The sequence below is a fragment of the Corynebacterium sp. HMSC04H06 genome (assembly GCF_001815935.1).
GTDB lineage: Bacteria > Actinomycetota > Actinomycetes > Mycobacteriales > Mycobacteriaceae > Corynebacterium.
In genome coordinates this window covers 1-25,103 of the sequence record NZ_KV823437.1, presented here as the reverse complement: position 1 = coordinate 25,103, position 25,103 = coordinate 1, and the positions used below count along the sequence as shown (strand labels likewise).

The window sequence follows — 25,103 nt, the reverse complement described above, 5'->3', positions numbered from 1 at the left end:
AGAAGCGGAACTAAACCCAGGACGCTTCAATCTGAGCTTCTACTGGTACAGGGTAGGTACTCGTCACGCTTGCCATTGCCGTGGGAAGCGGGCTAGCGAGGAATTGTTGGGAGCACTGTAAAGCAGCGTGGGCGATGCCTGAAGTTTATGTGCCGGTTGATGGTGAGGCGGTACAAGAATCCTAGTTTCCCAAGGAACGTAGCTTTCGGCATTGCGGCACAAAATTGCATCTCACGATTGTGGGTGCAAGCTCGGGCTATTGACTGCTGTACGGAGAATGCCCGGATGGCGGGTACGGACAGGGCTCGGTCGTTTGAATCAAGTTGTGGGATTGGGGCGTACCTTAGGCGTCGGGGCTCGAAGCTCTCTACACTGAGGGCCGAACCCTTACCTAATGGGTAGGCAGGAAGTACTCCGGACTTTTCGGTTCAGGAATGCGAATATCGAACTAAGACATGCCAAGGGGAACGGGCGGTTGCGTTCGTCGTACCGGCGGGTGTGAGTTGGATTGAAGCATTCTTATGTAGAACATGCAAACGCGTCTGTCGAGTTCCTAGAGGTAAGAGTGTTAGAAGATGTTTCATACTTAACGATTTGCATTTCTCGAGTTTTCTCTGCATTGTCGCGGGGCTAATAGAGCTCTATGGCCCCGCCATGGCGGGGAGCTGGGCTCCGTAGAATACAATAAAGGCTCATCCCCGAGTACAGGGACTTGTCGGATCGGAGCTTGAGGAATAACTCTAGCATTGGTGGCGGGGATTTAGCAGAGGAGTATTGAAGGAAGTTATTCTATTAAACGGCTGCGGTTGGCAGACTGTTCTTGTATCTTCGAGTGTATAGGTCGTTGAATCAGATGGCCGCCCACAAAGGATATGGAGTTTTCCATGACGTCGACACGTGGTCTTTGGGACTTGCCACAACCGGTTATTGACCTTGCTCAACGGGCCAATGGCTGGGTCGCGGAGCGAAGCGTGGAAGCGCGAAGTTTGTGGGCAAAGTCTGGTGATGGGGTCAACTTTCTGACTTTGCCGGAGCATTTGCGGGACTCGGCATGTGCGGCATCCATGGTTTTCCATGTGTGGTTGTCCGATTCCATAAAGGGGGTCCTGGCGGGCAATCTCGGCCTATCGGTAAAGGAGTTAGAAAAACTTGTCCTCTGGCTCGCTGCCTCCCATGACCTGGGAAAAGGTGTACGAAAATTCCAGTGTCAGATTGAGCTCAGGGAGGATGTGCGGCACTTAGTTTCACGCGTTCGGGATGCTGGGCTTAGTCTCGACCAAGGCGTTGATGAACTCAATGTAGACAAGCTGCCGCATAGTGTGGCATCCGGTGTGATAATCCGTGATTGGTTGGAGGAAACGCGCGACTTTTCGCGGCGTTTAGCGAATTCGGTAGCCGCTGTCGCTGATGCGCACCACGGAATTCCGAGTGAGCAGATTTCAGAGCGAGTAGCTCTCATTATCGCTCAGTACCCTCCGGCGTGGCGGAAAGTGCATAGTGAACTGTTGGAAGCGACAGCGAAGCTTACTGATGTAGATGTGGTGCTAAATAAGCTGCGGAAAAAAGGGATACGTCGTGCACGTGACCTGCAGTTGCTGACAGGTTTGGTGGTGATGTCGGATTGGATCGCTTCCAATGAAGATGCATTTAACCTGAGCGGTTCAGATTCGCAGGTAGAACGTGTCGAGCAGGCTGCGCGCGCAGTTCAGCTCACAGAGCCTTGGCATCCGGAAAGTGTTGCGTCTGCGGACGTGGACGTTAATTTCCGGCAAGCGTTTGGTTGGCCTAGGGAGTATTCGGCGCGGCCAGTGCAGAAGGCCATGGTAGATTCGGCGAAAAAGACTACTGGCCCGGTGATGATGGTGTTGGAGGCAGAGACCGGTGCGGGTAAAACCGAAGCCGCTCTTCAAGCCGCACGTGTGCTGGCAGCGAAAGCTGGCGCCCAGGGGCTATACTTTGCGGCGCCGACTATGGCGACCGCGAACGGCCTGCTGGACAGGACAGTGCAGTGGGCGAAAAATACGACGGATCAGCAGGTGCGGTCGATGTACTTGGCCCACTCGAAAAATTCCTTGTCGCAGCCTTTCCAAGATTTAAAGATCCGGGATATTGAATCAGAACTTTCCGACGGCAGTGGCGCTGTTGTCGCATTGCAATGGCTCAGTGGACGGCGCCGTGGACTGTTGTCGAACATCGTCGTGGGGACAATCGACCAAGTCCTGATGATGGCTCTGCAGCAGCGGTATTCAATGCTCAGGCACATTGCCCTGGCGGGGAAAGTGGTCGTTTTCGATGAGGTTCATTCGTTCGATCTGTATTCGACCAATTATTTGAAAACCACTCTTAGCTGGCTTTCGTATTACGGCGCAAGCGTTATTGTCATGTCAGCAACGTTGCCGCCAGCGAGGCGTAAGGAACTTCTCGAAGCGTATTCCGATGGAAAAATCTCGGAAGTCGAGGACCCAAGTTATCCCCTGATCACCGTGGCGACTCCTGATGAGGTCACCCAAATTCCAGTTGAGGAGAAAACCGAAAATGAAGTAGTGGAGGTCAGCTTCATCGAGGATGACTTGGATACTCTCAGCGCGACGGTGACCGAGCTTGTCAGACAAGGTGGTTGTCTCCTGGTTATCGTCAATACGATTGCCCGGTCGCAAGCCGCCTACCAGCAGCTTTGCTCATCTTTTCCTGGAGAGGTGGAACTCCACCACGCTGGCTTCATTGCTTGGCAGCGCTCTGAGAAGGAAGACCGGCTGCGGGCCGAGCTAGGGCCGCATGCGCATACGGGGAGTGGCAGGCCTTGGCGAAAGGTTGTTGTTGCTACCCAAGTGGCAGAACAAAGTTTGGATATCGACGCTGACGTGTTGATCACTGATATTGCCCCCATGGACCTGGTGATTCAGCGTGCGGGCCGAATCCATCGCCACCGCAGGCCGGAAGGCGATCGGCCAAGTGGCTTAAGGACTCCGCAAGTGTTCATCCGCGGAATCCTCGAGCGGGATCCTGCACCCGTATTTGATGGTGGGGCAAGCGCCATTTATGGCGACGCGTTGTTGCTCGCAACGCTGGCGACGCTTCCTGATTCCTTCCAGCGCCCTGCGGACGTACCTGATTTGGTTCGGAAGGCATACGCTGAGGATTGGCCGGTACCAGAGGCCTGGGCGGAAGCAGTACGGCGGGCCAAGAACGAGGACTTGGCCAAGAAAAAACGAGCAGAGAGCCGGTCTGCCAGCTTCCGCATACCGCCGCCAGACACGAAGAAGTTCTCCAGCTTGTTTCAACAGCTAGTCGGTGACAGTGCCGGTGCACGTAGCGCTGGCGCCGATGGGGAACGGGGCGCGGCCATGGTTCGTGATGCTGAACCAACGGTGGAAGCAATCCCGGTTGTAGCGACGGAGTACGGCTACATTCCCTGTGGGACGGACGCTGAGATCCTCGCGGAAGAAGAGCTGTCGTTTAGGCAAGCACGAATGCTGGCAACCGGGACGGCCCGGCTTCCTACCCGTATGACGCGCCGGCCGCAGGACTTCGATGCGGTGGTGACGGAACTTGAACAGTCCACGCCAGCAACGTGGCAGCAAAGCCCAATCCTTCGTGGGCAGTTAGCCCTAGAACTTGATGAAGAAGGACGCTGCGAACTGGGACGTTTTAAAGTCCAATACACCAAGGAGTTAGGAATCGAAATCCTGAGCGATGGTTCCGAGGGGAGGGTCTGGTGAGAGCTCTAGATTAGAAATTGCCTCTTCACACAAGGCCAAACCTAAATACAAATCAAGTGAGACCAGAAAGGAGGGTGGTAACTATGATTGACAACGGCGACACCAATCCGGCGACGTTCAACCTGTTGGACGAGCCGTGGATTCGTTGTATGGATATGGAGGGGAATCCTCGCGTAGTTAGCATCAGAGACATCTTCGATGGGCGCGTACGCGTTGCGAAGATCGTTGGGGAGTCACCTACCCAGGATTACGCGGTTATCCGCGTCCTACTCGCTATTTTCTGGCGTGCCCACGCCCAAGAAATCTCAGAAGCATTACCCACTTCGCGGAGGGATGACTCCTTCGATTGGGGAGAATGGTTCGAAGAAACGCGGGAATCCCTGCGTGGCTCAGGTCGAGACGACGTCGTCCTAGACTATCTGGAGACCTACGAAGACCGATTTGATCTGCTCGATGAAAAGCAGCCGTTCATGCAGGTCGCGGATTTGCACACTAAGTCTGGTGAGACCAAGTCGGTTTCCATGATTGTGCCGGAAGCTGCGGGCGCATTCTTTACTATGCGTGCAGCAGAGGAACGGGAGTCCTTGTCCTTCGCTGAAGCTGCGCGATGGTTAGTTCACGCGCAAGCATACGATTATTCCGGTATTAAGTCTGGTGCGGTCGGGGACGAACGCGTCACGGGAGGGAGAGGTTACCCGATCGGCACTGGGTGGTCGGGGCAGACAGGGGGAACGTTGATTCTCAGCCCGTATGGCTTGCTCGACACCTTGATCCTTAATACGGCCCCAGAGGCAGTAAATCAAAGCGCAACCGCACGTGATCTTTCCGGTGATTTACCCGTGTGGGAACGCCCGCAAGACTCGGCAGCCCAGCGACCAGGGTCGGATCCGAAGGAAGGGGCTGCGCCTCAGGGGGCCGCCGACCTAGCGACGTGGCAGTCCCGCCGGATCCGACTTCACGTGGAGGGTGGGAGAGTTCGTCGAGTTGTCCTGGCCAACGGGGACCGAATCCCCGCAGCAGGTAAGAATGCTTTCGGCGACCCGATGACGCCGTATCGGTACAGCCCCAACCAGTCCACGCAGACGGAGGACGCCTACTACCCGCGGCCCTACGATGAAACCCGCACGATGTGGAAATCGCTGGATGCCCTAGTCGCCGTGACCGGAGACGCCGGCTTCACAAAGAAAGTAAAAGCGCCGGTCCGGCCTGCTACTCTCAGCAACCTGGCGTATCTTTCCGCCGATGGATACCTGGAGACTCGGGTCCTTGATCTAGCTTTGGTCTCCATGGTCTATGGGCCGAACGAGTCCTCGGTGGGCACGACCTTTAGTGCATCAATTGGTTTGCCGCTGGCTGTCTTGCGCACGGACGACACCGGTACGCGTGTGCGCGAGGCGGTCCGTACGGCAGTGGAGAAGACTAGAGCTGCCGCCGTGAGCGTTGGATGGTTCGCGGGCCAGCTTTTGGTAGCGGCCGGAGGTGATTATAAATTTGGCGCTGCCGCAGCGGATCGGCTCTACGCGCGTCTCGAGCCGAGTTTCATCGACTGGTTAGCCACCGTCGATGCCGAAAACGTGGACAAGCGTGCCCGGCAGTGGCAGTTCGCTGTTCTGGAAGAAGCGCTGGATCAGGCGGTTGAACTGGTACGAGGCGCAGGGCAAAAGGCCATTGTCGGCCGTATCACAGACGCGGACGAGAAGGGGCACGGCCGGATTGTCTCGGCCGGTACGTTGCACCAGGCTCTCAGACGGCGTTTGAACAAGGACCTGCCATTGACGGTGCCCGAGCCAGAAGACCAAGACTCGACGGAAGAAAAGGATGAAGTTCATGCTTGAAACGCAAGACGTGGCTCAGCCGGTCGTAGGACGAGCCGGCCTGTACGCCTCGGTTACCAAGACGGTAGAAGCCTTGCAGTACGCCTATTTGCGCAGCCCTAATCACGCCGCAGCTGCGCGGGCCCGAGGCGTGCTAGCACAGTTGCGTAAGTACTCCTCGCGCACCCCAGAACAACAGCCGTTGGCTCTCGAGGAAATCCTACTGTTGCTGGAGCCGCCGTTGGAAGAGCGGGAGCTGGGCAAAGGCACGACCCTCTCGCCGAGCGAGAAGGCGGCGTTCCACGCGCTAGTCGCGTTCGGTATTCACATGCAGAGCGCAACCAGCGAAGCACACGTGTCCACGCATAGCTTTGGCTGGGCATGCGGACGAATGTATGCCATCAGGGAATCAGGGTCTATCAAGCCCCGATTCGACGCGATGCTGTTAGCGCGGGACGAAGCCTCCCGGATGGTTCAGCTGAGATCGCTCATTACGCTTCTGCGTTCTTCGAAATTGGCATTCCACTACGGCTATTTCGCTAGCGATCTCCGCGTTCTGCTCCAGACCTCTACGACACAGGGTGACGCCTCGCGTCGCCAAGGGGTGCTGCTGCGCTGGGGCCGCGATTTCGCCGCCGGTGCGAGCTTTCGCCCCAAAAAGTCCTGAATAAACCTCCTCCCTCTCGAAAGGAAAACCATGTCTTACATCATCGATATCCATGCTCTGCAAACCGTCCCACCGTCCCTGATCAACCGCGACGACACTGGGGCACCGAAGTCTGCCGTCTACGGCGGCGTGCCGCGTCAGCGCGTGTCCTCACAGTCGTGGAAGCGTGCCATCCGCAAATACTTCGAATCCAACGTTTCTCCCGACAGCGTCGGCAAGCGCTCCAAGCGCCTCCCGCAGGAAATTGCGCGAGGTCTCCAAGAACATGAGGGCTGGGACAAGGACCGTTCCATCGAAGCCGTAACTCAGCTTTTCAAGGCAGCTGGGATCAAGGTGGAGGTCGACAAGAAGAAGATCACCTCTCTGAAGAAGGAAGTGGAAGCCGGCGAGGAACAGGAGGAAAAGCTGGATGACGCGTACTACCCGCAGACCAGCTATCTGATCTTCCTGAGCCCGCACCAGATTGATCGCGCAGTCAAGGCACTTGTCGAGGCCGATGGCGAAAAGATCAAGAAGAGCGAGGCCAAGGCAATCCTTGATACTGAGCACTCCGTAGACATGGCGATGTTCGGGCGCATGGTTGCTGACGATGCTGCCTACAACGTTGACGCCGCTGTCCAGGTCGCCCATGCACTGGGTATTCACGCTAGTGCGCCGGAATTTGATTACTTCACTGCGGTCGATGACCTCGCGGAAGCCGGTGAGGAAACCGGTGCGGGCATGATCGGCACCGTCCAGATGATGTCTTCGACTTTGTACCGTTACGCCACGGTCAATCTTGGTGGGCTGGCTGAAAACCTGGGCTCCGAGGAGGAAGCCCGTACTGCAGCAGGGCAGTTCATCGACGCCTTCATAAAGTCGATGCCGACCGGCAAGATCAACACTTTTGCCAACCAGACCCTCCCGGAGCTGGTCTACGTGGCGGTGCGTGAGACCCGCCCGATTTCCCTGGTCACCGCTTTTGAAACTTCGGTGGAACCGACTGAGGCAGAGAGCCTCCGCGTGGCTGGCGCCAAGGCTCTCGCGGCCGAGGAAAAAGGCTTCGAAGAAATGTATGGCCTCAAGCCGAAGGCTGGATTCGTGTTGGGCTTCGAAGACGCTCGGGAAGCCTTTGCCGAAATCGCAGAAGCAGTAACCCTCGGCGAGCTGCAAGAGCGTGTTTCCGCTGCTCTGGAAAACTAAGGACTAGGAGTTGTGCCAATGACTTCTTCTCTTTTGCTTTTGTTAAAGGGGCCGATGCAGTCGTGGGGCGATGAGTCCCGGTATGCCACCAGAACGACGGCTTCGACGCCGTCTAAGTCGGGCATCGTCGGTCTGATTGCGGCGGCCCAGGGCCGACGACGGACAGACACGATCGAGGATCTTGCGCATCTGCGACTTGCCGTGCGCGTCGACCAATCCGGTAGCTTGCTGCGTGATTATCAAACGGCGCAACCGTGGCAACGTGATCCCAAAGCATCCGCCAAGCTGATTACCCGGTATTTTCTGTCGGACGCGGCCTTCGTCGTCGCGGTGGAAGCGGAAGACCGGTCACTGCTGGAAGGCTTTGCTGAAGTGCTCAATGATCCCGTCTATCCGTTGTTTATGGGGCGGCGTTCGTGTCCTGTGCCTCCCAACCTGGTCCTGGGCATCGTGGATAAACCGGTGGTTGAGGCGCTGCAGGGCCACCAGACATGGCATGCGACCAAGAACCACATGAAAACTTGTGGCGAGCAGGTGACCCTTCCTATCTACCGGGATGCCCAAGCGGGTGAGGTAGGGGTCGCGCGCCAGGACGTGCCCGTCTCCTACAACCCTGAGCACCGAAAATATGGCTGGCGAGAGGTTGTCCAGACCGACTACGCTACCTTGACCAACCCCCTGGAGCCCAACGAGCTGCAGGCGGATCCCTTCCTTGAGGCGGTGCTGAACGCATGACAACGTTGACGAAAGTGCTGATTAACCCAGCCAGGAGGCAGGGGCGCAAGCTTCTCACTGACCCGCAGTCTATGCACGCGGCCGTTCGAGCGGCGTTTCCACCGGATCTGGACGAGTCTTCCGGCCGAGTGTTGTGGCGTGCGGATACTAACGGTTATGAGCACGCGCTCTATATCGTCGGTCCGGAAAAGCCCTCCGGCCAGCACATTGTTGAGCAGGCCGGGTGGGATACTCGTCCACCCCAGACTGCTGAATACGACCGCTTTCTGGCGGCGCTCAAGAAGGGGCAGCGCTGGCACTTCGAGCTTGTGGCGAACCCTACCTTCGCCCAGACAGTGGAAGGCAAGCGCAGCAAGATTAAGGCTCACGTGTCGGTCCCCCACCAGCTCGGATGGTTGTATGACAAGGCACCCAAGTGTGGCTTTAGCCTCGCACCCCGGGCCAGCGACGAAGCGCCAGACCAAGAACGGGAGCGTTGGGAACCGGCCAAAGTACCCACTGTCATCGAGCGTAAGAATCTCGATTTCCGTCGTGGTCGAAGCAGCGCCCGAGTGCACATTGTGACTGCTCGTTTCATGGGTGTCTTGGAAGTTACGGATCCGGATCTCTTGCGCGCGGCGCTGACACAAGGAATTGGGCGAGCACGCGGTTATGGCTGCGGCCTGATGACTCTGGCTAGGACCCGAACCAATGCCAACGCCTAGGGAAGTACCTATTGCGCGAACCGCGCTGTCGAGGATGGAAGACCGGCTGAGCTTTCTTTACGTGGAAAGGGCAGTGGTTAATAGAGAGGGAAATTCTCTGACCATCCAGGACCGCCGCGGGATCGCGCATTTGCCTGCTACGCACCTCGCCGCGTTGTTGCTGGGGCCAGGGACCAAGGTGACTTACGCGGCCATGGCGTTGCTCGGTGACGCCGGGGTTTCAACCGTGTGGGTCGGGGAGCGCGGCGTGCGCTACTACGCGAGCGGCCGGCCACCTGCTAAGTCCTCACGTATGGCTGAGATTCATGCATCCGTCGTGACCAACCAGCGGCGACGGCTGAACTGCGCTCGAGCGATGTATTCCATGCGCTTCGCCGGTGAAGACGTGAGCAGGTTGACTATGGCGCAGCTGCGTGGCAGGGAAGGCGCTAGAATGAAGAAGATCTACGCGGCCGAGGCCAAGCGCACCGGCGTGTACTGGAACCGACGATCGTACGATCCCAATGATTTCAGTTCTTCGGATCCGATTAACCAGGCCCTGACAGCAGGAGCCGCGGCCCTTTATGGGGTCACTCATGCCGTCGTTGCTGCCCTGGGATTCATCCCCGCCCTGGGGATCATTCATACGGGTACGGACCGCTCGTTTGTTTACGATATTGCGGACCTTTACAAGGCGGAAATCTCCATCCCCGCTGCGTTTGATGCCGTGGCAGCTGCGGGTGGCCAGCCTAGTGTCGAAGTCCGCCGCCGCGTGCGCGACGCTGTGGTCGAGCAACGACTGATGCCTCGTATGGTCGGCGACCTGAAGACATTGTTCGACGTCCCTGATAGCGAGCTCTTAAGTGACGCGGAGCTGCTGCTGTGGAGCGAGCTCGAGGTCATCGCGTCCGGGATCAACTGGGCAGAGGAAGAGCAGTTGTCATGATGGTACTGGTCTTATCCGCTTGTCCCGCAGGGTTGCGCGGTGACCTCAGCAAGTGGCTGATGGAGGTCTCGCCGGGAGTTTTCGTCGGCCGGCCGACCGCGCGGATTAGGGAGCTGTTGTGGGAACGGACGGTTGAGCTGTGTAAGGACGGTCGGGCCCTGCTCGTGTATTCCACTAACAACGAGCAGGGGATGGAATTTCGGACTCACCGTCATCAGTGGAAGCCCACCGATTTCGATGGGCTAACTCTTATGATGCGCCCTACCGACCGCCGGAAGAAGCCGCAGCGCAGGACCGGGTGGTCTAACGCCCGCCGCTTCCGGACCGCTTATGACAAACAAACCCGAGGTAACAGGTCGTCCTAAGCAAGGCCTGTGCAGACCGTGAATTTTAGGCAGCGGTAGGTGGGAAGAGTTGGCTAGCTGTTTAGCACCGCTTTGATGGCGTCGAGGGTGGCATCGATGTGCGGGATGGTGCCGGCTACGTGCGAACCAGCATCATTCGGAAGGAAGGTGACTTGCGCACCGCGGTCGGCCCACTCCGCAGCCAATTGTTCGGCTGTATCAAAGGGAATCACGTCGTCGCCACGGCCGTGTGTGATGACTACCGGGACGGTGGGAGCTCGGTGGCCGATGTGCTGCTCCGCGAGAATCTGGTTATAAGGAGCAGTTTCGATGAGCTCGTAAACGTCAGTGCCGTCGGCGGTAAGCCCGGAGATGGTCTGCCCGGAATAGAGTCCGAGGCCCAACGTGCACGTGTTCGTAGCGTTGCGGAGGACCTCCTGTCCGTGAGTGCTGAGCCGGTCATTGAAATCGATGCCGTAGCTTTGGGACAAACCAAGTAGAGCGAAGAGTTCGAAGAGGAAGTACGTAGTTCCGTCGAGGGCTGGTGGCAAAAGAGTCAGATCGGCTGGGGCGGCACCGACGGTTGCGAGCTTGACGTTGAGCTCTGGGGCGTAAGAGTCATATTGCTCCGCGGCGCTGGCGGTTGCGCCGCCACCCTGCGAATAGCCGTTGAGGAAAACGGGATTCTCCGGACCCAAATCCCAGCCGTCTAATTGCTGCGCAGCACGTACGCTATCGAGCACGGCGTGGGCTTGGCTGAGGCGGTCCATGTAGGTATGCAGGCCTGGAGTGCCAAGTCCTTCGTAGTCGGTTAAGACCACTGCGTATCCCTCCTTGAGGAGGCTTTCAAAGAAGAGCTGCTCGTAGTCGCCCACGCCTTCGGCGATTTTGCGCGATGGCGAGCAGTGGTCGGCTACGCCCTGGGTGCCGGGGGCGTAGGCGACCACGGGACGTGGCCCGTCCCCCATCCAATCCTTCTTAGGCTCGATGACGATCCCGCTAACTGGAATGGGCTCTCCCTTGCGGTTGGTGGAAGAGTAGAGGATGCGTTCCGCCTTGTAAGGGCCGATGTTAGTAATGCCCAGCGTGTTTAGGGGGTTTCGCACCGAGGAATTCCGGAACAATTGTCCTGGGGAAGAACCATCCAGGTCCACTGGGTCGTGGTAGAAGGATGAGTAGGCATCTCCAGTGCTTTTGTCGGCCCCACGGGAGTGTAAGCCAGGCGAGTTGTGGCGCATTTCATCCGCGGCTTCGCGGACCTGCTCAGAAGTGTCTGGGGACTGGTCAGCAACGGGATCGGAAAGAGCGTCATGGACCAGAGCGGATTCGGGGAGCTCGGCAGTAGGAGCGGCGTGAGCGCTGACGTTAGTGGCCGCCAAAGATGACACGAGTAGAAAAGCCAGGATAGGCCGCGTGACGCGGCGGGGAGCAAGCATTCAGGGATTCCTTTTCCAAGTAGGCACGCCCTTCGTGGGGCATGCGAGAAACATAAGCTCCGCGGGTGAAGGGCTCCCGCGGCAACTATCATTATGAGTGTTGCACTTTCTAAGTACAACTGTTTATGGAAAAAACTATAGCCGGCTCCTGCGTGGTTGTCGCGTGTGGATTAGGACAACTGGCTGCGACGAATGGGATCGATGTCGGCTAGGCGTCGCATTCCTTCGCTGCCGAGTTGATCGGCAACAGCTTCGCAGATGCCTTCGACGAGGGCGAGAGCGGAGACGAGGGTGTCCGAGGGGCCGTTAGCTTCCACTCGTGCGGTAAGCACGATGTCGGCATAGGAGGCGATGGGCGACATCCACTTGTCCGTGATGAGGATGAGTATGGCTCCTCGAGCTTTCGCTGTTCTCGCGCGCTCGGCCGAGGTTGCGGAGTAGCGCCGGAAATCAAACGTCACCCACACCGTGTCCGTGGAGATACTGGCGAGGGTGTCTTCGAGCTTCCATCCGTCGGCCGGGCAACTGTGCAGGTTGGTTCGGAAAAGGTTGAGCTGGGCTAGCATGTGCTCGGCCAGGATGTGGGAATAGGTTCCGCCGTCGCCGATGATGTGCTTGTTCTGGTTACTGAGAAGGTTCACGGCGCTGGTAATGTCCGCGGCGCGGAGGTTTTCGAACGTGGAGCGGATTCCTTCGACGAAGGCACGTTCTTGGTCACTGAATACGCCATGATTCGTTCCTTGGGCGGGAGCTGGGGAGCGTTCGGCGGCCTGATCAAGCGCCGATTGCTGGCGGTCTATCAGCTCCTGCTTGAGCTGGTCCTGGAAGAGCTTAAATTTCGGGATGCCCAGCGATTGGACAAAGCGGACTACCGTCGCCGAGCTGACTCGGGAGGCTTCCGCAATCCGCTCCACAGTGTCGAGGCCGCTATATGGAAAGCCTCTGAGGATGTACCTGGCGACGAGTTTCTCGGAACTGGAGAACCCATCCAGGCCGGACCGGATTCGCTCCGCAATGCTGGTGGCGTTGGGCATAGTTGGTTATTTTACGTCCAAAGCGCGGGCGGCGGCGAGGTAACCGGCGATGAGAGCTTTGGCCGTGTAACCGACGGCGCTGTCTGGCGGCAGGAACTGCGCGTCGTGGAGTGAGGGAGTCGCGCCGTTTCCCACGCCGACGAAGCACATCAGGCTGGGGACGAGCTCGCCGTAGAAAGAGAAATCGTCCGCGCCTAGGGAACGCATCGGCTCACCAGTCTCCAAGCCCAGCGTGCCTTGCACGGCGGCGAAGTTTGCGGCCAGGTGCTCATCGTTGATGAGGGCCGGCTCGCCGGGGAGATACTCGAGGTCTCCAGTGCACCCGTAGGCCTGGGCGGTGTGCTCGACGAAGCCCTGGACCGCGGTGGCAATCTCCTGCGCGGCCGCGCTGCTGGAGGTGCGCACCGTGGTTTTGATTGTGCCCTTGCCGGCCAGGACGTTGGCAGCGCTCGAACCAACCTGGACGGAGCCGACGCTGATCAAGGCCGGCACCATTGGATTGGACGTGCGCCGGACAATTTCGGACAGGCCGGAGACGACGTGCGCCACGCAGACGGCGACATCGTTGGCCTTGTGCGGGTATGCGCCGTGCCCGCCTTGGCCGTCGACGGTGATGATGAACTCGCCGGCCGCGGCGTTGATGAAGCCCTCCCCGGAGGCGACCGCCCCGAGCGGAACATCGGGATGCACGTGCGCGCCTATGGCATGTGCCACGCCATAGGTGGCAAACGCCCCCGAATCCTTGATGTCCAGGGCCCCTGACGGGTACGTCTCCTCGCGGGGTTGGAGGAACGGCACCAGGCCATAAGGTAGCTCGAGCCTCTTGGCGGCGCGCACTACCGCGACGAGGGCAGCCAGGTGCACGTCGTGCCCGCAGGCGTGCATCGCGGTGTTGGACGACGCCCACCCCACCCCGGTTGCTTCTTCCACCGGCAGGGCATCCAACTCACCGCGCAGGGCGATGGATGGGCCTGTCTGTGGCCCGATGCGGGAAATCCCGCCTGTTGTGGCGAGTGACTTGAAGTCGAGTTCCATGGCGCTGGCGACGGCGTCGGTCGTGTCTTGTTCCTCGCCGCTGACCCGCGGGTTCGCGTGGAGCTCCTTGCGTAGCTCCACTGCCGCGGGCAGCTCTTGGTCGAGCGCCGCAATCCAGCGCTGCGCCAGCTTGTCGTACGTCGGGGTGGTTTCGCCCACTGATGTTCACCTTTCTCGTCGTGCGCTTGTCACTATCGTGGCCTAATCGGTTCCGTACACACGGGCGGCGTTGTCGTAAGAAATCATGCGAGCTACCCGCAGGCACTGCTCCTTCGGCCACCCGTGGAAGTCGTGGAATTCCGCCAGCGCCTGGGCCAAGCCATCGCGGTAGAGCTCCGCGCCCAGATAGTAGAGCTCGGCTAGGCCGAAGGCGTCGGTACTGAACAAAATCTTGCCAAAGGGAGCCAGCTCGAGGGACTCAGCGATGACGGCATCGGAGCGGCTACCCGTGTAGTTGATGGCTAAGCCTACGTCGAAATAGACGTGCTCGAAGACGTGCGCCAGGTAGCCGGCCTCGCGGTGGTAGGGGTAGCAGTGGAGGAGCGTGAAATGGGCGCCGGTATCACGGCTCAACCGGAAAAGCTCCGTGAGCAGGAGAGGGTTGCACCGGTGCAGGTCGACATCGTCGTCGCCGTATCCGATGTGCAACTGGATGACCTGGCCGGCATCGATAGCCAACCACAGCAGGTAGCGGATGAGTACCGGATCCGCCAGGCGCAGTGGCGCCGTGCCCCTGAGGAAGTACTGCGCGGACTCGAGGACCTCTTCGGTAGTGGGGCGCGCGGCTTCGAAGTCCAGGCCGATGCGATAGGCGGCGATGGACTTAACGCCGATCGCGCCGCGCAAAGCATCGCTTAGGCGCACGGCGAGTGCGTCCAGGAATTTCCGCGCTAAGGCACCGTCCGCTTCCTGGGGCGCACCGGGCGACAGGAACTCCTGGGCGACCTGCTCGGCGAGGTATTCCAAGCGGACCACCTCGTGCGGTGTGGTGCCGCTGATGCGCCCGAGCTCGTCTGCCGGGGTGATCACGTCCGGCGAGAACCCGGTATCCACGCCCAGATCCGTGAGCTGCGAGGCTTGTAGCAGACGGGAATTGGCCTCAGCCGCGCCCAGCTGCCGGCGCTGCCCCAGATACTCCTCGGGGCTGCACCACGGCTGCGCACCGAGAATTGGGGCGCATTTCGCGAGTACCTGGAACCCTAGCTGCGAGTCGAAACAGGTTAGCCCCTCCGGAGCCGGACGCGAGGATTCCGAAATCATGGCTTCGAAATCGGCGCGGGACAGATCCTTCGGGACCACGCCGTGACAGTGGTGGTCGAACAAAGGGAGTAAAGCAAGTTCCTCGCGGAAATCGGGGTAGCTCGGGGACTGCTTAGAAGACATCTGCATACACCTCGCACTGCTCCTCGAAAGACTTTCCGTGTAGCTCAGAAATTTCGTCGCGCTTGACCTTCAAGTAGGTCTCGGACCAAGCGGGCGCGAACCAGGATTGGACTTCCTCGTTGGACTCGAAGAGATCCAACGCCTCGCCCAGGGTACCCGGCAATTCAGGAAGTTCAGCGTGCTTGTCTTCGAGATCCAGATCGCCCTCGACGATGTCGACTGGGTCGAGCCCCTCATCAAGGCCGGCCAGACCGGCCCGCAGGATGATGCCCATGAGGATCCACGGGTTGGCGCCCGCGTCCGATCCACGGAACTCGAAGTGGAGTTGCTTTTCGGGGGACTTTCCGTTGATTTCGTTAGTCGGGCAAATCCGGATGAGGGACTCGCGGTTCTGTAGGCCACAGAACGCGCGGGCCGTCGACCAGTTGTCGGGTTTCAGCCGGAGGTAGCTGACCGTGAGCGGGGCGAACAAGGCGGTCAGCGCCGGGGCGTATTTGATGATGCCCGCGTTGAAGCGCCCGGCCAGCTCGGAGACTCGGCCCGGCCGGGAGGCGTCGAAGGAGATGGCCTCGCCATTTTCGCCGTAGAGCCCGTAGTGGACGTGGACCCCGGAGCCTCCCGCCTCGGCACTGGGGACCGGAGAGAAAGTGACTTCCTTGTCGAAGGCTTCGTAGACGTTGCACGTGATATCGCGCAGAAGGAGGGCACGATCGGCCGCGCGTAGCGGGTCGGTGGGCTTGAGGGTGAGCTCGTACTGGTGCTGGGCATACTCGGGCAACCAGCATTCCGGCTCGATTCCTGCACGGTCGAGAATCTTAAACAGCGTGGAGCTTACCGGCTCCGCGGAAAGGAAATTCGAATAGGAGAAGGGGTGCGGGAAGCGCGTGGCTGCGCGCTCGACGAATTCGTGCTCGAAGGAGGCGGTAAAGGTAATTCCGTGTTTGTCCTTTAGCTGCGCCACGGTGTTTTTGAGAAAGGTTCTGCTGCACGATTCCCACGGAGTTCCGTCGGTGTTGACCACGTCGCTGAAGCAGTAGTCCAGGTCAGCCTGGCCGGGAACCCCGGAGATGGTGGTTTTGGAGTCGGCATCGGCGAGCAAGCGGAGGTCTCCCGATGCGCCATAAGGGATGCCACCGACGATGTGGCCGAGCGGACCGATCCCCAGGTTGGCTGGCACCCACCCGACGCTAGCGCCGGGGCGGAAGTCTTTGGAGTGAATGGCCCGCCCCTTGGTGCGGGCCGAGAAATCGCAGGTAGCGACGAAGGTGAACATTCCGTGTGCAATCGAGGGGGCGGTTTCGTTTTCGATCTCGACACTCATGGTTTACTCCTTTAGCTGGTGATTGAGGTGGGGCTAGTGGGTGGAAGCGTCGTCGGCGCGGGACCATCTTCGGCCGATCTTGCGCGCGAGCTCGGGCCTTGCTTGGATGACCAGTGCGCCAATGACGCACCAGGCGCCGGAAATCCAAGGGAAGTAGTTGTACGGGGCTTCTTGGCCGCTGACCTGCACTACGTATACGAACCCGAGGTAGGCCAGCGCGAGGGCGGGGAAGATAATCTCCCAGTAGGGCACCTGGTTGCCGCGGCGAAGGATGTGCGCGATGGCGCCAGCCGAGGCCATGCCGTAGGCCACCACCATGCATAGCGTGGCGATGGTCGCGTACCAGTAGTAGACATCCACCGGGCTGACGTGGCAGATACCTAAGACGACAATCATCACGATGGACAGCCCGTTGGTAAACAGCACTGCCGGGACTGGCACACCGCTGCTGGGGTGGCGCTCGGCGAATTTCGCGGGGCCGAAGCCGTCCCGGGCGAGCGCGAAGAGCAGACGCGAGGTGGCCGTCGAGGAGCTCAGGAAAGCACCGAAAGCCACGGCGAAGGCGATGATGGACAGCAGGACCGCGAACCAGGAGCCAACGTAGGTGGAGCCCAGCGTCGTCAGGGTAGAGGAGGCGCTGGCGAAAGCAGTTATCCCTTCCTCATCGGTGCCGAAGCCCAGGGATTGAGCGAACATGACGAAGGTGTAGACGAAGCCGCCGACCACGACCGCGAGGAGCAGGCTGCGGGGAATGATGCGCTGCGGTTGGTTCGTCTCCTCGCCCAGCGAGGAACCGGACTCGAAACCTGCCCAGGACAAAAACCCAAAGACGGACGCGGTCATGATCGCGCTCCAGGGGTTGCCTGCCGGGCTGAGGGCTTCCCAATCCAGGCCGGTGCTCACCGGGGCGTTATCCCTGGTCACGGAGACCAGGATGATGACCGACAGCACGAGCATCACGACAATTCCGGCTAACCCTATAAACAGGGTGGTGCGCGCGGTCAGCTGGGAGTTACGCAGGTTTAAGATGGCGCCGATGACGGCAACGGCGATGGGGATAACTAGCCAGGCCAGGCCCAGCTCAGCTGTGTTGAACTGTTCCAACATCGCCTCGAAGAAAACAGCGCAGGCGCCCAGGATGCAGGCGGTCATGAAGATATAGGTCCCGAGGAGTGCGAAGCCGCCGAAGAAGCCCGCTTTAGGGCCTAGGGTCACGCCGGCCAGTGCGTAGACCGAGCCGGCGTGCGTGACAGTCCGCAGGAGTCGGACGAAGGCATAAGCGACAAAGAGGCTGCCGACGAAAGACACCAGGAAGGTGAACGGTACGGCCTTACCGACGAGCCCTGCTACGCCGATGCCATTGAGCGACATCGCCATGACCGGCCCCATGAAGCCGACCGATATTGCGGTGACCTCCCATGTGTTGAGGGGGCGTTTCGTGACCTTGGTGTGTGAGTCAGCGTGAGGGACAGCGTGACTTTCCATTTTCTGATCCTTCCTCCGTGGAGAGAAGCGGAGTGCATCGAGCTAACTTGTAAGAATCCTTACATAGTGTGCTATAGATCGCAATCAAAATGGAGAAGTAGTTTAGGTAACTTCTGCGATTGTGCAGGAAGATGCGCTGTGGAACGTGTAATAAATATTTCAGTGTCGGGGTGCTGGGGCGTGCGCCCCGCTCGGGGAGAAGGCACCTTCCGTACCTGCGTCAGTTAGTAGTGCGCCGGCGGGGGTAGGGCGGGCCCCACCGCAAAGTTGTGGGCTCACCCTCTTCTGCGCGTCCGCGGTGCGTGGTGGGATTGTGGTTATGACTTCGACTTCCTTTTTCCGCCGCGTTCCGTGGCGCACTATTGGGTGGGCGGTCCATGCTGTCGTCCGCGTGGTTATTTGTGTGCTGGTTTTGCCGTATGCTGCCGCCAAGGTGATTCTGCTGCAGATGGGGGTGGTTGATTACCCAGGGTTGCTGATTACGTTGGGGGAGAAGTCCCCGATGGGGCTTTTGTGGACGTTTATGGCTTTTAGCCCGTGGGTGCAGTTTCTGGCCGGAGCCGTGGAGCTGCTCGCCGCGGCGCTGGTGCTGTGGCGGCGCACGGCGTGGCTGGGTGGGCTTATCGGGGCGGTTTCCCTCGGGGTGGTCTGGCTGCTGAATATGACCTTTGATGTGCCGGTCAAGCAGTTCGCTTTCGCTCAGATGGTTCTTTTCCTGATTGTTTTAGCTCCCTGGGGTCCCCGGCTGGTGGCTTTCGCGCTGGGCCGCGCCGTTCCGGAGATGCACTATCCGCGGCTTATCCCGTGGCCGCGGGCCCATCGGTTAACGCGCTGGCTGCCGCCCGTGGCGGCGGCCGGGATGCTTATCGCTGGTCTGGCGGCGCCGGCTATCCTCGTTCCCAAGCAGTTCCCCACGGTCCACGAGGATCTCGCCGGCGTGTGGCAGGTAGCCCACGATAGTAGCCAGCCCGCGCCCCAATTGCTTGGCGATGTCCGCCTGTCCACGCTCGCCCTCGGCAAACGGTCGGTGGGTGGCGCCCCGGTCCTAAGACAGTTCGAGGGCGACCCGGGCGAGTTCGCAGGGGCTAGCGTCCGCCGTGCCAACGGGGATCTGCAGGCCGGCTTCTACCGGGTTGATGACAGTAAGCCCGGCCAGCCACGCCTGGACCTGTACCTGCTGGCACCGATGGCCGCAGATGAGCAAAACTTCGGCGCCGGCGAAGAATTCGCGGATGAGTACCACCTGCGCTACCAAGTCGTGGACGGGCAGCTGCTACTCGACGATGACGCGCACCAGCTCACCCTGCGCCCGTCGGAGACCGGCGCCCTGCTCCTCGACCGCGGGTTTAGGTGGCAGGGCAGCCCGCTCAACCGCTAGAGGCGGAGACAAGCGCGTGCATTTAAGGCTCTCACGATGCCTTCGTCTCGGAACTCAACAGCTAGTATTAAGGTCGTGGCAAGAGCAAAGCATGTGGCAAAAGCGCTGACAATCGGTAAAGTCCGGCAGGGGCTGGGGCGGTTGCGCTCCAACTGGATGTATATCATCCAGATCGGCCTGGCCGCCGGCCTGGCCTTTGGCTTCTCGCACTACGTCATCGGGCACGCGTTGCCCTTTTTCGCCCCGATGTCGGCCGTCATCGTCTACTCGGCCGCCGGGGACCGCGTGCGTAAATCCATGGAGCTGGTCGTCGGCGTGACCCTCGGCGTCGGCGTGGGCGACGGGCTCATCTACTTCGTGGGCACCGGCGCCTGGCAGATCGCGGTCGGGGTGGCCGTCGCCGTGGCCCTGGCGACCTTCGTCGACCGCGGCGCGCTGGTGGCCAACCACGCGGCGTTCGCCGCGGTGCTGATCGCCACCATCCTGCCGCCGGAGACTTCCGGGGGCACCGACCGCATGGTGGACTCCCTGGTCGGCGGTATGGTCGCGCTGCTGGTCATGGCACTGCTGCCGGCCTCGCCGCTGCGCAACGGCCGTCGCGAGGTTGCGCGCATCCTGGGGCTGACCGGCTCCATTCTGGACGAGGTCGCGCAGGCCACCCAGGCCCGCGACGCCGCCGGCATCGCCGGCGCCCTAGAGCGGGCCCGCGGCAGCCAGGCCAACGTCAACAAGATGATCACCGAGGCCAACAACTCCCGCGAGGTCATTTTCGCCTCCCCGCTGCTGGTTAAGCAGCGCGAGGACATGCGCGTGCTGCTGGGGCTGCTCAACAACGTGGACAACGCCATGCGCAACACGCGCGTGCTTTCTAGGCGGGCGCACGTGGCCGTGCTGGATAGCGAGCCGATTACCGACGAGCTCATCGAGCTGCTGCGCGATGCCGCAGAGCTGACCACCCAGCTCTCTGACGCCATCCTCACCGACCCGGACTTCGCGGATTCCACCACGATCTCCGAGCTGACCACCGGCCTGCGCCGCCTGGCCGCCCAGACCGGGGTGGAGCTGGTACACGCCCAGGACATTTCCCGCGGTATTTCCACCACGGTCATGCTGGCGCAGGTGCGCTCCCTGCTCGTCGACCTGATGGGGGTGTGCGGGTGTAGCCACGAGGAGGCATCGTCAGCGCTGACCCCGACCACCCCGACGCCGGGCTACGAGCCCAACGTCTGGAAAGGCGATTGTTAACCTAGCTGAAAGCTAAAATTAAAAGCGCGGTTACGCGCGGCCCCTAGAGTGTGCGGGCGTACCTACTCCCTCGCACTCGAATGGAACTTCGTCATGGCTCACCGCCGCTACCGCTCTGTTGCCACCATCTCCGCGCTCACCCTGTCCCTGTCCACCCTTACCGTGCCGTCCGCGCTGGCCGACGACGGCCTCTACCGCGGCGCAGTCGAGGTCGTCCCCGCGGCTGACGATGCCGTCCGCGACACCCTCACCGGCACCGTCTTCGACGACACCAACCGCAACTCCACCCAGGACGACGACGAGGCCCCCATCGAGGGCGTGGCCGTCTCCAACGGCCGCGAGGTCGTGACCACCGACGCCGAGGGCCGCTACGAAATCCCCGTCGACGACAACACCACCGTCTTCATCACCCAGCCGGCCGGTTACCAGGTGCCCGTCGACGACGACAACGTCGCGCAGTTCTTCTATAACCACGTCCCGGAAGGCTCCCCGGAGCTGAAATACGGCGGCATCTCAGCCAGCGGCGGCACCCCGGAAGCCGTCAACTTCCCGCTCGTTACCGACCCGGACGCCGCCCTGGACAACCAGCGCTGCCTCATCGGCGGCGACATCCAGACCTACGGCAAGGACGAAGTCGGCTACGCCCGCACCGGCGCTTTTACCGACCTCAGCCAGCGCGACGACTTCACCAACTGCGGTGCACTATTTATCGGCGACGTCGTCGGCGACGACCTCTCCCTCTACCCGGACACCCGCGAGCTGACCGGCATGCTCAACTCTCCGGCGCGCTTCCTGCCCGGCAACCACGACCTGGACTTCGACGCCGACGCCGAGCACAAATTCGACACCTACCGCCAGGAATTCGGCCCGGCCTACCACTCCTACGACGTGGGCAACGCGCACATCATCTCCCTAGAATCTGTCGAGTACCCCGTCGACGGCGAGCAGTACAACGGCGCCATCGATGACGACCAGATGGCCTGGCTCCGCGCCGACATCGAGCGCACGCCCGAGGACAAGGTCATCGTGCTGGCCTCCCACATCCCGCTGTTTTCCTTCTCCGACTCCGGCTCCGCCCGCCACCAGGTCGACCAGGTCAAGGAGATCGCCGAGCTGGTCGAAGGCCGCGAGACCATCGCGGTGAGCGGCCACACCCACGCCGTAGCCAACATGCGCGCCGGCGACAGCACCCAGGAGTGGAAGGACACGCTCGGTGTGGACGAGCTGCCGTTTACCAACATCGTGGCCGGCGCCATCTCCGGCGACTGGTACTCCGGCGAGATGGGGGAGGGCGGCGTGCCGAAGTCCTACGGCCGCGACGGCTCCAAACCGGGCGTGCTCTCCCTGGACATCAACGGCTCCGAGGTCAGCGAGTTCTTCACCCCGGTTGGCGGCGACCAGAACGATCAGATGAACGTCTCCCTGAACACCCCGCGCTACCGCGAGTGGTACGACGAGACCATCGAGTACGACGGCTCCCAGGCCAAGAAGGGCGGCGATAAGCCGGCCTTCGACAACCCCGAGCAGGTGGGTGCCGAGGAGCTGGGCGAGTCCTACCTGACCACCAACTTCTTCATGGGCGCCACCGGCTCCACCGTCGAGGTCTCCTTCGACGGCGCGGATGTCGTTGAAGCCGAGCGCACCCAGCCCATGCAGGGCGAGGAGCAGCGCTTTGGTGCCGAGTACTCCGACCCGCTGGCCGTGCAGGCCCAGGCCGTCCACGGTGGCAGCATCGCCGACCGCGCCGCCCACATCTGGCGCGCGCCGCTGCCCGACGACCTGGAGGAGGGCACCCACACCGCCCAGGTCACCGCCACCGACGTCCACGGCAACACCTACACCAAGGACTACGAGTTTGTCGTCGGCGAGGCTGACCAGGACGGCTCGGACGGCTCGTCCGCAGGCTCGTCCGATGACCTGAGCAGCGGGTCCAGCGGGGCCAGCGGGTCCAGCCAGGGCGGCACCGTCGCCGCCGTGGTGGGCCTGGTCGGCATCATTGCCGCGGTCGGCGCGCTGAGCACCCCGGCGGTCATGGATCAGCTGCGCGGCTTCGCCCGCCAGCTGGGCATCCGCCTGTAAAACCCGCGCCGCGGTCTGCGCCGACCCGCGAGGGCAGGGTAGGGAAGTAGCCAAGGAAATAGGTTAGGGTCTACTTGGTCACAAAGGCGTCGAAAATTTGGGTAGGTTTGGCTAACTCGGAGTAGCTTAAAGGGTGTTATAAGCCTTTGGCGCGTGGCTTGGTGACGCGCGCCACCTACCGAAAGGACGATGGCCATGCCAGCCATTGCTTTCCGGGCCCAGCGCCCGCCCCGCGGGAGGCGGGGAACCTCACTCGTTTTAACCCGCGCGAACCTGGAGCACCTGCGCCAGGTAAACGCCCCGCTGGCTAACCGCCTGGCGGAGCTGGGCCTGCGCGCCGGGGCGCAGGTCGAGATTGGACCGGCCGTGGCGGGCGGGTCGCGCATCGTGAGCGTCGGTACCTGCCGCTACGCCGTCGATGCCCACACCCTGCGCCTGCTGGAGGTGTTGGCATGACGACTGCTACCTGCCACGGCAACCCGGGTGGGGCGCTCGCCCCGGAAGGCTCGCCCATCGTCGCGCTGGTCGGCGCGCCCAACTCCGGAAAATCCACCCTGTTTAACGCCCTGACCGGGGCGCGCGCCCAGACGGGCAACTGGCCGGGCACGACCGTGGAAATTAGCCGCGGCGCCTGGCGGCTGGGCACGGACGCCCAGGCCGACGTCATCGACTTCCCGGGTGCGTATTCCCTGGAGCCGCTCAGCCCCGACGAGGCGCTGACCCGCGAAATGCTTCTCGATGCCCCACCCTGCCACCGCCCCGACCTCGTCATCGTGGCCGTCGATGCCACCGCCGTCGCCCGCGGGCTCAACATCGCCTTCCAGCTGGCCGGCGAGCCCTACCGGATTATCGTCGTGCTGACCAAGCTGGACGTGGCCCAGGCGCGAGGCCTGCGCGTGGACGTGGACGCGCTTTCGACCGCCACCGGGCTGGCGGTGGTGGCGGTGGACCCGCGCCGCCGCGGCGGGATGTCCCGCGTGCGCACGGCCGTCAACGCCGCTCTGGCAAGCAGCCCGGAGGCGCTGCGCCCGGACGACACCCCGGACCAGCGCTTCATCGACCTGGATGCCGCCGCCCGCACCGCCGTCACCCAGGACCACGAGGTCACCACGCTCACGCAGCGCCTCGACAAGGTGGCCCTGCACCCGGTGGCCGGCCCACTGCTGTTTATGGCCGCGATGTGGCTGATCTTCCAAATCACCACCACCGTCGCCGGGCCCCTCCAGGACGGGCTGGAGGCCCTCGTCTCCGGGCCGGTCTCCGGCGCGGTTACCGCGGCCCTCGGCGCGCTCGGCTGGGATCACCCGCTGGTCGCGGGCCTCATCGTCGACGGGCTGGTCGGCGGCGTCGGCATGGTGCTGACGTTTGCGCCCCTGATGGCGCTGATGTTTATCTGCCTCGCGGTGCTGGAAGACTCCGGCTACATGGCCCGGGCGGCGGTGGTCACCGACCGCGTCATGCGGGCCATCGGCCTGCCGGGAAAGGCGTTTATCCCCATCGTCGTCGGTTTCGGCTGCAACGTGCCGGCTATTTCGGCCACCCGCGTGTTGGGCACCCCGCGCCACCGCATCCTGACCTGCCTGCTCATCCCGTTTACCTCGTGCTCGGCGCGCCTGGTCGTCTTCGTGATGCTGGCCACCACGTTCTTCCCCGACCATGCCGGGTCCGTGGTCTTTGCCATGTACGTCATTTCGATTGCGCTAGTGGTGCTCACCGGCCTGCTGCTGCGGCACACTCTCTGGCGCGCGATGCCCTACGAACCCCTGGTCATCGACCTGCCGACCTACCAGGTCCCGACCCCGCGCCTGGCGCTGGCGGTTACGTGGACCCGACTGAAGGGCTTTTTGCGCACGGCCGGCGGCATCATCGTTGCCACCGTCGTGGTGGTCTGGATGCTCATGGCCCTGCCCGTTACCGCCGCCCAGCTGGACGAGGCTAGCGGCGGCGAGCTCGCCGTCGAAGACTCCGCCTACGGCGCGCTTGCCGATGCCGCCGCCCCCATCTTCGCCCCCGCCGGCTTCGATTCCTGGTCCTTGACCGGTCCGCTGGTCACCGGGTTCGTGGCCAAGGAAGCGCTGATTTCCACCTGGGCCCAGACCTACTCCGTTGACGACGTCACCGACGCCGAGCCCGACGAGCAGGCCCACAGCAGCCTGAGCGAACACGTGCGCGCCGACTTCGACGCCGCCTCCGGCGGACACGCCCGCGCCGCGGTCTGGGCCTACATGCTCTTCCTGCTGGCTTACACCCCGTGCGTTGCAACGCTGGCAGCGCAACGGCGGGAAATCGGCTGGCGCTGGACGCTGTTCGGCTTCGGCGTGCAGCTGGCCCTGGCCTGGACGCTCGCCGCGGCGGCCTTCCAGATCCTGCGGTTGTGGTTCTGACGGGGTTGTGGCTTAAATGACTGATACACGAACATCTCCACTGGTGACCGTGCGCGAGCTCATCGGCCGCGGGGTCACCTCCCGCGCGGAGGTCGCCGCGCGCAGCGGGCTGGATGCCGGCGTCGTCGACGCCATCCTCGATCACCTGCTGGCCACCGGCGGGCTCGTACCCGAGCGGGTCTCCGGCTGCCCGTCCGGCGGCTGCGGCGGCTGCGCGGCAGCGGGCACCTGCC

The 25,103-nt window shown here is 61.8% G+C and carries 20 protein-coding genes; 14 read left to right on the top strand and 6 right to left on the bottom strand.

Going from position 1 to position 25,103, the window contains the following annotated elements; translation table 11 throughout:
- Positions 1-872 precede the first annotated feature (872 nt).
- The 8 genes from cas3 (at position 873) to cas2e (ending at position 10,111) form a co-directional block, all read left to right on the top strand.
- Entirely contained in the window at positions 873-3,719 is a 2,847-nt protein-coding gene (gene cas3, locus HMPREF3067_RS07595; RefSeq protein ID WP_246819273.1) for a CRISPR-associated helicase Cas3', read from the top strand.
- Between the two features lie 83 nt (positions 3,720-3,802).
- A complete protein-coding gene (gene casA / locus HMPREF3067_RS07590; RefSeq protein WP_070769123.1) occupies positions 3,803-5,554 on the top strand; it encodes a type I-E CRISPR-associated protein Cse1/CasA in 1,752 nt (583 codons plus the stop codon).
- Positions 5,547-6,200: a type I-E CRISPR-associated protein Cse2/CasB gene (casB, locus tag HMPREF3067_RS07585; RefSeq protein WP_070769122.1), complete on the top strand. Its 654-nt coding sequence runs from the start codon at positions 5,547-5,549 to the stop codon at positions 6,198-6,200. Before casA ends, casB begins: the two co-directional genes overlap by 8 nt.
- A 30-nt stretch (positions 6,201-6,230) precedes the next feature.
- On the top strand, positions 6,231-7,382 hold the full coding sequence (gene cas7e, locus HMPREF3067_RS07580; RefSeq protein WP_070769121.1) for a type I-E CRISPR-associated protein Cas7/Cse4/CasC: 1,152 nt from the start codon (positions 6,231-6,233) through the stop codon (positions 7,380-7,382).
- Positions 7,383-7,400: 18 nt separating this feature from the next.
- Positions 7,401-8,117, top strand: coding sequence for a type I-E CRISPR-associated protein Cas5/CasD (cas5e, locus tag HMPREF3067_RS07575; RefSeq protein WP_070769120.1), 717 nt, complete (start codon positions 7,401-7,403; stop codon positions 8,115-8,117).
- Positions 8,114-8,821, top strand: a complete 708-nt coding sequence (cas6e, locus tag HMPREF3067_RS07570; RefSeq protein WP_070769119.1) for a type I-E CRISPR-associated protein Cas6/Cse3/CasE — start codon at positions 8,114-8,116, stop codon at positions 8,819-8,821. The genes cas5e and cas6e overlap by 4 nt, the downstream gene beginning before the upstream one ends.
- 34 nt (positions 8,822-8,855) lie before the next feature.
- Positions 8,856-9,746, top strand: coding sequence for a type I-E CRISPR-associated endonuclease Cas1e (cas1e, locus tag HMPREF3067_RS07565; protein ID WP_246819272.1), 891 nt, complete (start codon positions 8,856-8,858; stop codon positions 9,744-9,746).
- Positions 9,743-10,111: a type I-E CRISPR-associated endoribonuclease Cas2e gene (gene cas2e / locus HMPREF3067_RS07560; protein ID WP_070769117.1), complete on the top strand. Its 369-nt coding sequence runs from the start codon at positions 9,743-9,745 to the stop codon at positions 10,109-10,111. Before cas1e ends, cas2e begins: the two co-directional genes overlap by 4 nt.
- 53 nt (positions 10,112-10,164) lie before the next feature.
- On the opposite strand, the gene HMPREF3067_RS07555 is transcribed toward cas2e, so the two are convergent.
- The 6 genes from HMPREF3067_RS07555 to HMPREF3067_RS07530 form a co-directional block, all read right to left on the bottom strand.
- The gene (locus HMPREF3067_RS07555) at positions 10,165-11,526 is read right to left on the bottom strand and encodes a lipase family protein (protein WP_083319208.1); all 1,362 of its coding nucleotides are present in this window, start codon (positions 11,524-11,526) and stop codon (positions 10,165-10,167) included.
- A gap of 170 nt (positions 11,527-11,696) precedes the next feature.
- The gene (locus tag HMPREF3067_RS07550; RefSeq protein ID WP_070769116.1) at positions 11,697-12,560 is read right to left on the bottom strand and encodes a MurR/RpiR family transcriptional regulator; all 864 of its coding nucleotides are present in this window, start codon (positions 12,558-12,560) and stop codon (positions 11,697-11,699) included.
- 6 nt (positions 12,561-12,566) lie between these two features.
- Positions 12,567-13,754 (bottom strand): M20 metallopeptidase family protein, encoded by a 1,188-nt coding sequence (locus HMPREF3067_RS07545; protein WP_070769115.1) that lies wholly within the window; start codon positions 13,752-13,754, stop codon positions 12,567-12,569.
- Positions 13,755-13,796: 42 nt separating this feature from the next.
- Complete coding sequence (locus HMPREF3067_RS07540) at positions 13,797-14,978, bottom strand: amidohydrolase family protein (RefSeq protein WP_070769126.1); 1,182 nt, start codon at positions 14,976-14,978, stop codon at positions 13,797-13,799.
- Positions 14,968-16,299 (bottom strand): type I glutamate--ammonia ligase, encoded by a 1,332-nt coding sequence (locus HMPREF3067_RS07535; protein WP_246819271.1) that lies wholly within the window; start codon positions 16,297-16,299, stop codon positions 14,968-14,970. Before HMPREF3067_RS07535 ends, HMPREF3067_RS07540 begins: the two co-directional genes overlap by 11 nt.
- A 33-nt stretch (positions 16,300-16,332) precedes the next feature.
- Positions 16,333-17,784: an APC family permease gene (locus tag HMPREF3067_RS07530; RefSeq protein ID WP_070769114.1), complete on the bottom strand. Its 1,452-nt coding sequence runs from the start codon at positions 17,782-17,784 to the stop codon at positions 16,333-16,335.
- A gap of 319 nt (positions 17,785-18,103) precedes the next feature.
- On the opposite strand from HMPREF3067_RS07530, the gene HMPREF3067_RS07525 reads away from it, so the two are divergent.
- The 6 genes from HMPREF3067_RS07525 to HMPREF3067_RS07500 form a co-directional block, all read left to right on the top strand.
- Positions 18,104-19,162: a hypothetical protein gene (locus HMPREF3067_RS07525; RefSeq protein ID WP_070769113.1), complete on the top strand. Its 1,059-nt coding sequence runs from the start codon at positions 18,104-18,106 to the stop codon at positions 19,160-19,162.
- Between the two features lie 75 nt (positions 19,163-19,237).
- Positions 19,238-20,407 (top strand): FUSC family protein, encoded by a 1,170-nt coding sequence (locus HMPREF3067_RS07520; RefSeq protein ID WP_246819270.1) that lies wholly within the window; start codon positions 19,238-19,240, stop codon positions 20,405-20,407.
- A gap of 93 nt (positions 20,408-20,500) precedes the next feature.
- On the top strand, positions 20,501-22,486 hold the full coding sequence (locus tag HMPREF3067_RS07515) for a calcineurin-like phosphoesterase C-terminal domain-containing protein (protein ID WP_070769111.1): 1,986 nt from the start codon (positions 20,501-20,503) through the stop codon (positions 22,484-22,486).
- A 195-nt stretch (positions 22,487-22,681) separates the two neighbouring features.
- Positions 22,682-22,942 (top strand): FeoA domain-containing protein, encoded by a 261-nt coding sequence (locus HMPREF3067_RS07510; RefSeq protein ID WP_141759364.1) that lies wholly within the window; start codon positions 22,682-22,684, stop codon positions 22,940-22,942.
- Complete coding sequence (gene feoB, locus HMPREF3067_RS07505) at positions 22,939-24,870, top strand: ferrous iron transport protein B (protein WP_070769110.1); 1,932 nt, start codon at positions 22,939-22,941, stop codon at positions 24,868-24,870. Before HMPREF3067_RS07510 ends, feoB begins: the two co-directional genes overlap by 4 nt.
- A gap of 16 nt (positions 24,871-24,886) precedes the next feature.
- On the top strand, positions 24,887-25,103 hold a 217-nt coding region (locus HMPREF3067_RS07500; protein WP_141759363.1), incomplete at its 3' end, for a FeoC-like transcriptional regulator.

Coding starts and splice junctions, on each gene's coding strand:
- cas3 (WP_246819273.1), top strand. CDS start 873: ATGGAGTTTTCCATGACGTCGACACGTGGTCTTTGGGACTTGCCACAA.
- HMPREF3067_RS07535 (WP_246819271.1), bottom strand. CDS start 16,299: ATGAGTGTCGAGATCGAAAACGAAACCGCCCCCTCGATTGCACACGGA.
- HMPREF3067_RS07540 (WP_070769126.1), bottom strand. CDS start 14,978: ATGTCTTCTAAGCAGTCCCCGAGCTACCCCGATTTCCGCGAGGAACTT.
- HMPREF3067_RS07525 (WP_070769113.1), top strand. CDS start 18,104: ATGACTTCGACTTCCTTTTTCCGCCGCGTTCCGTGGCGCACTATTGGG.
- cas2e (WP_070769117.1), top strand. CDS start 9,743: ATGATGGTACTGGTCTTATCCGCTTGTCCCGCAGGGTTGCGCGGTGAC.
- HMPREF3067_RS07515 (WP_070769111.1), top strand. CDS start 20,501: ATGGCTCACCGCCGCTACCGCTCTGTTGCCACCATCTCCGCGCTCACC.
- HMPREF3067_RS07510 (WP_141759364.1), top strand. CDS start 22,682: ATGCCAGCCATTGCTTTCCGGGCCCAGCGCCCGCCCCGCGGGAGGCGG.
- cas5e (WP_070769120.1), top strand. CDS start 7,401: ATGACTTCTTCTCTTTTGCTTTTGTTAAAGGGGCCGATGCAGTCGTGG.
- feoB (WP_070769110.1), top strand. CDS start 22,939: ATGACGACTGCTACCTGCCACGGCAACCCGGGTGGGGCGCTCGCCCCG.
- casA (WP_070769123.1), top strand. CDS start 3,803: ATGATTGACAACGGCGACACCAATCCGGCGACGTTCAACCTGTTGGAC.
- HMPREF3067_RS07555 (WP_083319208.1), bottom strand. CDS start 11,526: ATGCTTGCTCCCCGCCGCGTCACGCGGCCTATCCTGGCTTTTCTACTC.
- casB (WP_070769122.1), top strand. CDS start 5,547: ATGCTTGAAACGCAAGACGTGGCTCAGCCGGTCGTAGGACGAGCCGGC.
- HMPREF3067_RS07550 (WP_070769116.1), bottom strand. CDS start 12,560: ATGCCCAACGCCACCAGCATTGCGGAGCGAATCCGGTCCGGCCTGGAT.
- cas7e (WP_070769121.1), top strand. CDS start 6,231: ATGTCTTACATCATCGATATCCATGCTCTGCAAACCGTCCCACCGTCC.
- cas6e (WP_070769119.1), top strand. CDS start 8,114: ATGACAACGTTGACGAAAGTGCTGATTAACCCAGCCAGGAGGCAGGGG.
- HMPREF3067_RS07530 (WP_070769114.1), bottom strand. CDS start 17,784: ATGGAAAGTCACGCTGTCCCTCACGCTGACTCACACACCAAGGTCACG.
- cas1e (WP_246819272.1), top strand. CDS start 8,856: ATGGAAGACCGGCTGAGCTTTCTTTACGTGGAAAGGGCAGTGGTTAAT.